The organism is Ruegeria profundi (assembly GCF_020171505.1).
Taxonomy (GTDB): domain Bacteria; phylum Pseudomonadota; class Alphaproteobacteria; order Rhodobacterales; family Rhodobacteraceae; genus Ruegeria; species Ruegeria profundi.
In genome coordinates, this window is the sequence record NZ_JAIUZS010000009.1 from 177,494 (window position 1) to 188,911 (window position 11,418).

Annotated in this window: 9 protein-coding genes, 1 tRNA gene and 1 pseudogene; 7 read left to right on the forward strand and 4 right to left on the reverse strand. The window is 55.5% G+C overall.

The features are described from left to right. Positions 1-420: 420 nt before the first annotated feature. Positions 421-987, forward strand: a pseudogene (locus tag LCM21_RS20920) (mechanosensitive ion channel family protein); the annotation flags it as partial. A 14-nt stretch (positions 988-1,001) separates the two neighbouring features. After that, complete coding sequence (locus tag LCM21_RS20925) at positions 1,002-1,556, forward strand: mechanosensitive ion channel family protein (RefSeq protein ID WP_404818137.1); 555 nt, start codon at positions 1,002-1,004, stop codon at positions 1,554-1,556. 518 nt (positions 1,557-2,074) lie between these two features. Here the strand turns inward: LCM21_RS20925 and LCM21_RS18855 are convergent. From LCM21_RS18855 to LCM21_RS18865, 3 genes are all read right to left on the reverse strand, one after another. Further along, entirely contained in the window at positions 2,075-2,347 is a 273-nt protein-coding gene (locus LCM21_RS18855) for a hypothetical protein (protein ID WP_224891976.1), read from the reverse strand. A gap of 199 nt (positions 2,348-2,546) precedes the next feature. Next, entirely contained in the window at positions 2,547-2,870 is a 324-nt protein-coding gene (locus LCM21_RS18860) for a potassium channel family protein (RefSeq protein ID WP_224891977.1), read from the reverse strand. Between the two features lie 334 nt (positions 2,871-3,204). Beyond that, positions 3,205-4,548, reverse strand: coding sequence for a metal-dependent hydrolase family protein (locus LCM21_RS18865; RefSeq protein WP_224891978.1), 1,344 nt, complete (start codon positions 4,546-4,548; stop codon positions 3,205-3,207). A 1,018-nt stretch (positions 4,549-5,566) separates the two neighbouring features. Between LCM21_RS18865 and LCM21_RS18870 the strand changes: the two genes are divergently transcribed. The 5 genes from LCM21_RS18870 (at position 5,567) to LCM21_RS18890 (ending at position 11,343) form a co-directional block, all read left to right on the forward strand. Then, the gene (locus LCM21_RS18870; protein WP_224891979.1) at positions 5,567-6,400 is read left to right on the forward strand and encodes a hypothetical protein; all 834 of its coding nucleotides are present in this window, start codon (positions 5,567-5,569) and stop codon (positions 6,398-6,400) included. Between the two features lie 180 nt (positions 6,401-6,580). Further along, the gene (locus LCM21_RS18875) at positions 6,581-6,787 is read left to right on the forward strand and encodes a helix-turn-helix domain-containing protein (protein ID WP_224891980.1); all 207 of its coding nucleotides are present in this window, start codon (positions 6,581-6,583) and stop codon (positions 6,785-6,787) included. A gap of 166 nt (positions 6,788-6,953) precedes the next feature. After that, positions 6,954-8,651: a site-specific integrase gene (locus LCM21_RS18880; protein WP_224891981.1), complete on the forward strand. Its 1,698-nt coding sequence runs from the start codon at positions 6,954-6,956 to the stop codon at positions 8,649-8,651. Further along, the gene (locus tag LCM21_RS18885) at positions 8,651-9,694 is read left to right on the forward strand and encodes a tyrosine-type recombinase/integrase (RefSeq protein ID WP_224891982.1); all 1,044 of its coding nucleotides are present in this window, start codon (positions 8,651-8,653) and stop codon (positions 9,692-9,694) included. Before LCM21_RS18880 ends, LCM21_RS18885 begins: the two co-directional genes overlap by 1 nt. A 65-nt stretch (positions 9,695-9,759) precedes the next feature. After that, positions 9,760-11,343, forward strand: coding sequence for a recombinase family protein (locus LCM21_RS18890; RefSeq protein WP_263619067.1), 1,584 nt, complete (start codon positions 9,760-9,762; stop codon positions 11,341-11,343). Here the strand turns inward: LCM21_RS18890 and LCM21_RS18895 are convergent. Beyond that, a tRNA-Met gene (locus LCM21_RS18895) sits at positions 11,300-11,376 on the reverse strand. The genes LCM21_RS18890 and LCM21_RS18895 overlap by 44 nt on opposite strands. Positions 11,377-11,418: the final 42 nt, after the last annotated feature.

The following is an 11,418-nucleotide window of genomic DNA, read 5'->3' on the forward strand; positions in this document are numbered from 1 at the left end:
CGCGAAGCCTTTCCCACTTTCGAGCTAGAGAGTTTGCCTGACCAACCGGGAGCGCGTGTGTCCGATAATGACGAGTACCTTTTGGACGGAACACCGCTTGCGCTGGTTCGCATCCAAGAAGGCCCCCGAGAAGGCGAGTACCTGTTCAAGGACAGTACAATCGACGTGGCACCAAGGTTTCTACGTGAGTTACGTTTCAATACAGTCCAAAACGACGAACGGGATTGGCAATCGGTACTTAATGGCTTCACAGGTCCCTGGTTTCCACCGAACTTTTCCCGATTACTTCCTGCTTCGCTTCTTGAAGTTGTGATGGGAACACCCGTCTGGAAAATTTTGCTCACTCTGGTGTCCGGCAGCATTGTGTTCTTATTGGTTCAGAAAATCCAATCCAAAGTGCAGTTGCTGAGGTCGAAGGATATGGTCGCAACTGCGACTGTCGGTTTGGTAAAGACGCTCATTGCAGTGACTGGTTTGCTGGTATTTGGTTACTTTCTGCATTTCCAGCTTCACATCTCTGGCGCATTTGCCGCAACGCTTTACCTACTTTTCGAAACAGTCTGGACCATAGCGTTAGCAGCTTTGTTCTGGTTTGGCTCGATTTCAGCGATCGACGCGTTGGTAGGCAAAAAGACGGTTTCAATAGACGGGAGCCTCGTTCAACTGCTGTCTCGGGTTTTCGCATTTTTTGGTGTAGTTTGGATAATTGCGTGTGGCGCGCAAACCCTTGGTTTTCCGTTGTTGAGCATCCTTGCCGGACTGGGGATTGGTGGCATTGCCGCTGCGCTGGCAATTCGCCCAACCCTTGAAAACCTAATCGGTGGATTGATCCTCTATTTAGACAAACCGATCCGAGTAGGCGATTTCTGCCAATTTGGCGTACACATGGGTACCGTAGAGCGTATTGGAGTTAGATCCACGCAGGTTCGCGCGCTGGATCGAACCCTTATCAACGTCCCTAATTCCAGTTTTTCGAATATGGAACTGATCAATTGGGCTCAATGCGACCAGATGATGATAGATGTAGTTGTCGACTGCGCTACGAGACTGAGACAGATCAACTGCGCTATGTGCTGGCAAGCATTCGCAAGATGGCCCACGCCCACCCGCGCATCGACAATAATAGCATCAGAATACGTTTTTCCGATTTTGGGCAGTCCTCAATGGATCTGGCCGTACGGATTTATGCAAAAACTCGGGAATGGAATGACTACTTCGCTATTCGTGAGGACATCCTCCTGCGTATCAAACAAATCATCGAGGATTCCGGTACTTCATTCGCTTTCCCATCGTCGACGCTTTACCTGTCAGAAGACGCGGGGCTCGACCCCCAGAAAAGCAAAGCCGCGTCTCACGCCGTAAGGGCTTGGCGCAGTGCTCGTACCTTGCCATTTCCGACGTTCTCCACGGAAATGAGGAGATCATTTGAAGACAGTTTGAAATATCCGCCATCCGGATCACCAGACGACGACGGCCCAGATTTCGAGAGCGAAACAGTGGAAGAACCGCTATCTGCGAGCCCCGAAGAAACCGGCGACAAGGACGAGGTCAAATGACGCGCCTACATTCGACCGCCAAGATAGTTCTGTTGATGCCTTGGGCGTTGGTGCTGGCTATTGTTTTAGCTTTCCAAGCACTCAATACCTAAACGATACGTTTGCATCCCTTCAAAGCGAATATTGGGGGCAGTTCCATGACAGGTTAGGATTTGTCGGTTTCGCCGCCATCGGCGATAGCGGCAATAGCCTTGCTTCACTGGGTTTCGACGAAGACGGCGCTTCGATCGGTCTTGGGCTGCGGGTCCGTCTGTCAAAACGATTCCAACTCGACTGTGCATTTGACTACGTCAGAAATGACCGAGGCGAACACTATTTCTTTATCAGTCTAGGACGAAGATTTTGAAGCAAGTTTTTCATCTAGAGCTTCGATACTGCGCGCAGATGTCCTCGTGCATCAAACCTCGCGCTGTTGATGTGGTCCCAGAGAACCAGATCTTTGAAGCAAAAAGGGATTGGAGAAATCGCGGAAGTTTGAATTGTATTGTCGATCTTTTCGTCGCCTTGCCGGGACCCGCCTAACGGCCATTGCGTTTTAGATAACCCAGCACTGCACCGACAAAAATTGCAGAGAAAAAGACGACTAAAGAAATTAGCCGAAAATTGCCTTCCAACAAGCGACCATTTGGCACCAGTAGTGCAAACCAGACGGTCACAAGTATACCCCAGCCAAACAGCATAATCCCCACCGTGCGGCCATGGTCATGGCCACGGTCAGGATTAAGAAGGAGGAACATCCCGGCAGCAGTAGGATGGCCGCTTAGCAGGGCAGTGTATAACCAATTCAACATGTCAGCTCCCAAAATTCTATTGGCCGTCCATCTCAAAAAATCTCAGGATATTCTTATCTTCAAAGTATATTCACGGCTTTACTGAATGTATACGTTTCCGAAGCCGCACGACAGGTTCTCCTTTGCCAAAGCTCGACGCAGCAGAAACCGCGAATAGCGGAACTCCGTAGGCGCATTCTTCACTGCCACAAAAAACGCTTCAGTCTTGATCTTGAAGCAAGGCTTTTGCGAACTGGATAAACAAAGCAATAAAGATGCCAACACCTACGAAAACGTATATCACGGTAAAAATCTTTCCGATTTGTGTAGCGGGGGATAGATCACCAAATCCCACAGTCGAAAGCGTCGTCGCGCTGAAATACAATGCATCCACCCAGCTCCAGCCTTCGACACTGGAATAGAAAACAGTTCCCGACAGAAGAGTGACAAAGCACAGCAGCAGCCCTGCACGAAAATGAGGATCGTCCCAGGATCTTGCAATTGCCTTGAGCAATCGCATCGAATTTAGAAACAGAGAGATCATCTAAAGTCCTTTCTCTTGGGGTAATGAATTCGGCGGCTGGCGTCTCCGAGCATATTGGTAAGGCGCTTCATTTGTATCCTCACACGGCGGTACAAGGTCGTCACGCTAAGAATAGACGGAAAACTCTGCCCTAGTGTTGGTGGGTTGGGTGTCTGTGCATCTACAAACGGTCCAGATCGATGGCCCTAGCCACTTGATGTGTTCGTTCAGTTCGTAAAAGGCCACCATGGGCTCGGAGCGGGCTTTCAGCGAGTTACGCACTATGTCTGCACCGCGGGTCTCTTCGGTCATTCGCGTGCAACACCAGTGTCTATCATGAACCTTGGCAAATGGCTCAGGCCAGATTGTTCTTGTGAACTTTGCCGTTCTTCATAATCACATCGAAATTGTCCGCAGAGGCCATGACCGTAAGGTCGGCAATCGGGTCCCCGTCCACGAGCAGAATATCGGCGTAGGCTCCGGGTTGGATCACACCGACTGGACCAGCCTGGTAGGGATTACGCGGGCCGGTCAAGTCCCAAAGCTGTCCATTCAGACCTGTCGCCTGCCGCAGAATCTCGGCGTTGCTGAACCATGGCGTCCTGAGCTGCAATTCCTCCAACTGCGTTGCTTTCGTTTCCCTCGATCCGACGAAGTCCGTTCCGAGTGCAATCTTGGCGCCTGACTCTCGTGCAAGTCGCAGCATGGCGTCGAGACCATCAAACGCCATCTGTTGGCGCTCTGCTTGGGCGGGCGAGAACCCTGCCGGAATGTCTGCCGCGAAAAAGCCAACCTGGGTTGAAAGCCAGACGCCTTTTTCCACGGCCAACTCCATCGACTCGGGCGTCATGAGGTTGCAATGTTCGATACATTGGTAACCTGCCTCAATAGCCGCCCGAACCGATGTGTCCATGTATGCGTGCGAGGTCGCGTAAGTGTTCCAACGTTTGGCCTCGTCTACTGCCGCTTCGAGTTCTGCCGGCGAATACTCGTTGATATCCAATGGGTCGTAGAGACCAGTCACGGCACCACCCGAAAAGATCTTGATGAAGTGTGCGCCCTGCCGAAACTGTTCACGTGCAGCCGCCAGAACTTCGGGAACTCCGTCTGCAAAAAGTGTGATCCCAAGTCGCTCCGCTTCTGTAAATGGCGGCCCGCCGAAGGCTCTTGGACGCACAGATCGCGGACGAAGGTCGCCATGACCGGCGGTCATTGAGATCGCAGCGTTAGACGCTTGAATACGTGGGCCGGGGTGGAGGCCTTCGTCTATGGCGCGAGCCAAACCGAGAATGCCGCCACCTGTATCACGGACGCTGGTAAATCCGCGCATCAGGGTGGCTTCACTTTCGCTCAATGCCAACGCAGCAATGTAATCTGGACGTGCCGTCAGGAAGCCAGCCGGGTCTTGGTTCCACTGCAGGTGCACGTGCATGTCGAGGAGCCCTGGCATCAGGGTTCGCCCATCCCCATCGATGCGCGGCACCTCTTGCGCGGCATCGGCAGCGGGCGAGACATCTTTAATCATTTCCCCTTCGACAAGGACGTTCGTGAGCTCGGTCAATTCATCGGACATCCCGTCATAAACACGCACGTTTGTGAAGAGCGTGGCATCTGGAGATTGAGCACGGACGCGCGCCGGCACCAGCGCCAGCGCAGTGGTCGATGCGAGGCCGGACAAAAATACGCGTTTGGAGATCATAACTTAACCCTCTAGATGACGAAGAAGTTGTTGCAGGCTACCTCAGGCGCGCGTGTAAAACCATCCGGCACACCCGATGAAAAGGGTGACGTAAGGTATAGAGTTTTTAAGGCTTTGAACTGCTGGTCATCCTGCTTTGCAAGAACGCCCGCATCGGGCTCTTAGCGGTTGTTCTCTGCAGGTTGTCCTAATGGTTGGCTGGTTACTCAAAACAGCGATCGGCTTGGGGTTGTGTGCTAGAGAGCCCGCCGGGTGCGGTGTTCTGCGGAACTCACTGAAAGCGCTTCTTCACCTTGCGTTTTCATCAGACAATATCCGGTCCCCGCTCCTTCCCCCCAATCTTGTGGGAAAAGGCCCTTCGCTTTCAGGTTCGTATCCGCGCGATGCCTTTTATCGGAGGCCAGCCGCTTCCCCGTAGGCTTCTCACCTGCCCCGCTTTGACCGCGCACGGTCTCGGCGGTCCCCGATCCGACGGGTGCCTGGAGACAGCTGTCAGCCGGTGGGTTCCGTAGTCGCGTTTCTGCACCGGGCCAGAAGGAGCCGCGTCGGTGCGGGATGGGGTAGTCCCCGAACCATAGTTCACAATTGGAGGCCGGTCGTGAACGTACCGTGGTCACCGCTTTTTTTGATCGTTCACCAGGGAAAGCAGCAAGAATAAACCGGGCGCAACGGAGACGGGGAGGCCCATCCCAGCCCGGAACGTCCGATTTTGCGCTCTTGCTGACTAAGTGTATTGATCTTCTTTTTTTGGAAATCTTTGTGTTTCGCGTGGCCGCAAGTTGTACAAACCTTAGCTGACCCGAAGCGCCACAGCCCACCAATAGCGCAGGCGGTTCGGGTCAGCGGCTCGACACATAACCTAACCAAATTGTTCTCTTCCTGTTCTTTTGTTTGTGTGCAACCTTTGAGGGGGTCGCCTCGTCTCAACCAGCGCTTTCTGAGCAAACGGTACTACCTTGATGCACGTAAGCTTTTGGACGTGCGACCAAACCCTAGAGTGTGCCAAACGGAGAATAAAATGAGCGCTAACGCGGACAGCGGCCTGAAGGTCAATCGAGACGTTGCAGATACTGAAGGTGACTATTCCGTCTATCCGCACATGGATGGGATCAAGTGCTCGATGTCATGGAAGCTTGGCAGTTATGGCGAACGCGGCGCTCTTTCTAAGGACATGATCGGGAGCCTTGCTGAACAGTTTGACCTGCCAACTAAGCTCGTACGCGAACTCTCTGTGCTCCTTGGGAACTGCCTCAATAACGACGACGACATCGCAATCAATCTGACCGAAGTTCGACGCACGCAAGCGATTGAACGAGGTCAAAAGCACCTTAAGCAACTTTTGCGGAAAGCCAAACGGGGTTCCATTGCTCCACAAGAACTCCGGAACGCGTCGGGCTCGCTTTCGACTTATTTCGCGTCTACGCCAGAAGACGCAGACCTACTTCCGCAGCTCCTCAAAAAGCTTCAGACCGCAACGACCTCTACTCCGGACGTCATAGATGACATTCGACACATCCTTGTGACTCCCGGCGCGGTGGCAGACATTTCGCCGCGAGACAAGCGGTTCTCGCGCGACAAACGCCGTCAGTACATCGTCGAGAGCTGCTGCTATATCTGGAAAGATGCCGGTCGCCCCCTGACCTATTCGACATATTCAGACGGTCGCCCCGGAGGACAACGGCAAGGTCCACTCGTCAACTTTATACAGGCTGTCGTTAAGATGATCACCGAGCCGGGGCAAAACCTGAGCGGTGAGACGATCCGAGTGGATATTGACGATTTTCGCGACAAGCTTGGGCGCGAAGAGAAGGAGCGTTGGGCCCCGCCGGAAGCGGGCAATCAATACACTTAGAATGAGCGAGCCTGCGTTGTCATGGTCATGGCATGACACGCGTTCCTGCCATACCCCCTTCTGACGACCACGCGCGCACGCAGGTTGAGACAGCGATTGACCAATTGGTCCGATTGCTTGCTGCCCAAGCAGTACGGGAACTGGGCCGGGACGCCTCTGACCAAAAGGAGGCGCATCAGGATGCCACGGATCACTTCCAAGAAGAACCGACCCCGCAAGCTTCTGACGGTGAAAGACTTCGCTGAACTGGACAATTGCTCGGAGAAGACGGTGCGCCGTGCGATTGCGGCTGGCTTGCTTGAGGTTATTCGGGTGGGCCCTGGCGGACGCCTGATCCGCATTGATCCGGCTGCTCATGCCGCCTACCGGCAGACACAGTGCTGGTAGGCGCTCACGACTATTAATGTCCATTAATATCAATGTTTTATGTGTATTTCGGGAAGAGGGCATCCCCGTAAGTTGCGAACTTTCTGTGCTACGCTTTTCCCGAATCGGACCCCCTGTCCACACCCGTCCACCCGAGACCTGACATGTCCAAAGGAACGTAAACCCGATGACTAGCCAGAGCCCCGTTCCATTGACGCTGGCCTTCGTCAAAGCCGACACACCAATGTTTGCCGAGCTCATCGACCAACTGCGCTCCGATAGCTCGCTGACAGATGGACGCCGCCGAGATATGATCTCCGGCCTGAACCGTACATCCAAAGCTCTTGGATTACCTCCTGAGGATGTACCCTGCGACAGCCGATGGTTGCAGCCCCGTTTGGCCAATGTCTCACCGGCTGCGCTTGGTCTGACTCCAAAGAGCTGGCAAAATGCGGTCAGTGATGCAAGGGCTGCGCTCGCGCATTTCGGGCTGGTGGAACGGCGATACAACCGGATCGATGATCTGTCTCCCGATTGGCACGCGCTCTGGGCAGCTGTTCTGGCGTCGAGCGACAAGACATTGCAACCCGCGCTCTGCCGCTTCGTGCACTTTCTGAACCGGCAGGGCGTCAAACCTGCCACTGTGTGTGAAGAGCATGCTCAAGCCTATCGAGTAGCCCTTCAGCATAACGAGATCAGCAAATCTCCTGATGTTGCATATCGGGCTGCAGTCAACGGCTGGAACCTAGCGGTTCGACGTATTTCACAATGGCCCAAGTCCATCCTGCCTCTGGAATCGCGTCGGAAGGTCATTAGTTTTCCGGTGACCGCGTTTCCAGCGCCATTCCAAACTGCTCTTGCGAAGCTGATGCATCGTCTGTCCAATCCGGACCCGCTGGCAGATGACGGTCAGAACAGGGCACTCCGACCCGCGACCCTGTCCCAATACCAAAGACAGTTGGTTCGGTTTGCCTCCGAACTGGTTCATTCTGGCATCCCAATTTGCCACATTGGCGGATTGGACGTTCTGATTGAGCCGGTAATGGCTGAACGCGGTTTGCGCCAGATGTTATCGCGCACCAACGACCAGACAACAAAAATGATCAGCGAGATCGCCGCGCTGCTTCGCAACCTGTCACGGATACAAAATGCACCCGATCACACCCGGGACGCGCTGTCGAGGCTTGCCGCGCGCCTGGCCGTCAAACCTCAGAATGGCATGACCCAAAAAAACCGAAGCAGGCTGCGGGTGTTGCAGGAGGACCGGCATCAGCAGCGCCTGCTGCTCCTGCCTGAACGGATTTTCGCGCGACCACGCGGAACGTCCAAGCCGTACGGCTGGGCTCTGGCGCGCGAAGATGCGCTCGCCATCGCCATCCTGCTGGTCTGCCCGGTTCGCGTGAAGAACCTAGCTGACATCCACCTGGAACGCCACCTGCACCGTCCCGGTGATGGCCGAGCCTATCTGGTTCTGGAAGACGGCGAGACAAAAAATGAGCGACCTGTCGAGTTCGAGATCCCGCGTGATCTATTGCGCATGATCGACGTTCATCTCAAATCTCGCTGTCCGGAACTCTGCCCCGCTGGAACGCCTTGGCTGTTTCCCCGCAGGGATGGTCAGCATTCGGTTGATCCCGGCGTTCTGTCTGCGCGCATCTCCAAACGGATCCGGAAAGAAACGGGGTTGGAGATGAATGCCCACCTGTTTCGGCATTTCGCGGTGATGAACTGGCTCGACGCCAATCCCGGCGGCTATGAGGTCGCGCGCCGGTTGCTCGGACATTCGGAGGTCAGCCATACGATCAACATCTATTCCGGTCTTGAGGCACGTTCGGCAACACGTGCCTTTGCTGACCTGATAGAAGCTAAGAAAGGGCGTCGCTGATGAGCCTTGTTCTGCCTCTGTCTGATTGGCCCGTGCAAGACCGGGATATGTGGCTCAACCTTCAGATAGAAGGTGGCCCACTCGACGATTGCGGCGCGCTGTCACATCTACGCGCGACCTCGTTGAAGACGTTAGAACTGCGCTATGCCCGATGGCTGCAATGGCTGATTAACAGCGATGCGGAGGCGATCACACTGCCTCCGGCTCGACGCGGGACCCTGCCGCGTCTTTCCGCTTGGCTTAGGGACCTCTCACACACCCGGCCGATGACACAGTTGATGTTCATTGATGGCGTGTTGCGTATCCTCTCTGCATCTGACCCGGCGCAGGACTGGTCCGCTCAGCGGAAGTTGAAAGCGGGAGTGAAGCGCGCCGCGGGTCGAGGTGATCGGGATCGCAAACTTGGGCGTGTGTTGTCCAGCGAGGTTCTATTCCGTGCAGGTCTGATTCTGGCGACGGGTCATGCAAAAGCCGCGCCAACACCGCTACGCGGTATGATGTGTCTGCGGGATGGCACCATGATAGCGATGTTGGCCTTGATGCCGATGCGGCGACGCGCCTTCGCGGGCCTTCGGATTGGCACATCCCTGTATGTCGCAGCAGACACGATGACCGTCGCGCTCCCCGGGGATCTGACCAAATCAGGGCAGCAATGGGAGGCTGATGTTCCCCAGAGCGTTGAGCCACTCGTGCGCCGTTATGTCAACGAAGCCCGTCCCTTTTTTATGGAGCGTGGCCAACAGCATCACGATGTCCTGTGGGTTGGCCGGTCTGGCACTCCTTTGAAGAGAGACACGCTGAGCCCCCGGATCGCGGAGCAGACACTGAAGCTGACGGGTCGCCGTATTCCACCGCATTTCTTTCGGGATGCTGCCGCGACAACCCTGGCCCGCTCTTCTCCGGAACACGCCAAGCTAATTCGACCAATTCTTGCGCATACGAGCTTCGGAACCGCCGAGCGCCACTACATCCACGCCCAGACAATTGAAGCGGGCCGCGACTACGCGGCTTTGATCAACCAAAAGAGAAAGGCCCGTCGATGACCCGAGTTGCAATCTATGCCCGTTTCTCCAGCCAAATGCAGAGAGACGCATCAATCGACGACCAGATGCGTGTGTGCCGGGATCGTGCAGAGCGGGAAGGCTGGACTGTTGTCGACGCCTATTCTGATCGTGCGGTTTCCGGCGCCTCCATGTTGCGCCCCGGTCTGCAAGCCCTGTTCCATGCAACTCAGGAAGGACGGGTTGATCTGATATTGGCGGAAGCGCTGGACCGGTTGAGCCGGGACCAGGCGGATATCGCCGCGATCTTCAAACGGCTGAACTTTGCAGGTGTTGGCATCGTGACACTGGCCGAAGGCGAGATCAGCGAATTGCATGTAGGTCTCAAGGGCACCATGAACCAACTATTCCTCAAAGACCTCGCCGACAAAACCCGGCGTGGTCTGCGCGGGCGGGTCGAGCTTGGGCGTTCCGGCGGCGGCAACAGCTACGGTTATGACGTCGTCCGGCGTCTTGGGCCCGACGGCCAACCCGTCACTGGAGAACGAGTGATCAACGCAGCGGAAGCTGAGATTATCCGACGGGTGTTTCAAGAGTTCACCGAAGGACACTCCCCGAAAGCCATTGCGCGCCGCCTCAACACCGAGGGTCTTCCCGGTCCCCGTGGCAAGTTGTGGCGTGACACCGCCATCCGGGGGCACCGAATGCGTGGAACCGGCCTGCTCAACAATGAGCTTTACATTGGCCGCCTGGTCTGGAACCGGCTGCGCTATATCAAGGACCCCGAGACCGGCAAACGCGTTTCCCGTCTCAACGATCCCTCAAAATGGACCATCACGGAGGTCCCCGAGCTGCGGATCGTCGGGGATGAGCTGTGGGAGGCGGTCAAACAGCGGCAAGGTGAGATCGAGGCTGATCCCCGTATCAATGCCATCAAGCAAACCAAGTTTTGGGAGAAGCGTCGCAAGAAGCACCTTCTGACAAGTCTTGCATTCTGCGGCACCTGCGGAGGGCCACTCGCAACAGTCGGGCGCGACTACCTTGCCTGCTCTGCTGCCCGCAAACTCGGCACTTGTTCCCATAAGCAATCCATTCGACGCAATGTCCTGGAAGACGCCGTTCTGGATTTGCTTCGTCAGCGTCTGATGCAGCCCGACGCAGTGGCCGCATTTATCAAGTCCTTCAGCAAAGCCGCCAACGCGGCAGCAGGCACAGCGGAGTTAGCCCGGACCCGTCTACAATCCGAGCGGGACAAAGCGGCGCGCAAACTGAATGGGTTTTATGACGCAATCGCGGAGGGCATTCGCACCCCCGGGATTCAAGCCAGGCTGGAAGAACTCGAAGCGCAGATTGACCGTCTTGAGGCGAAGCTCTCCGAACCTACGCCCTCGCCGGTGCGACTGCACCCAAATCTGTCTGAACTCTATCGCTCCAAGGTCTCCGATCTTGCACAGGCGCTATCGGATCCGTCGATCCGCACAGAGGCTTTGGAGATCATTCGGAGCCTGATCGAACGTGTCTCGGTCCAACATGAACGGGATGGCGTGCAGATCGAGTTGGAGGGTGCGCTGGCAGCAATGATTGATCTGTCCCAGAATGAACAAAACCGCCCTGCGGCGGCTTGTTCGAGACTCTGTTCGACCATGGTGGTTGCGGGAGCAGGATTTGAACCTGCGACCTTCAGGTTATGAGCCTGACGAGCTACCGGGCTGCTCCATCCCGCGACACTTTGGTTTGGTCTACCGCCTATTTGGCTGTTTGAGACC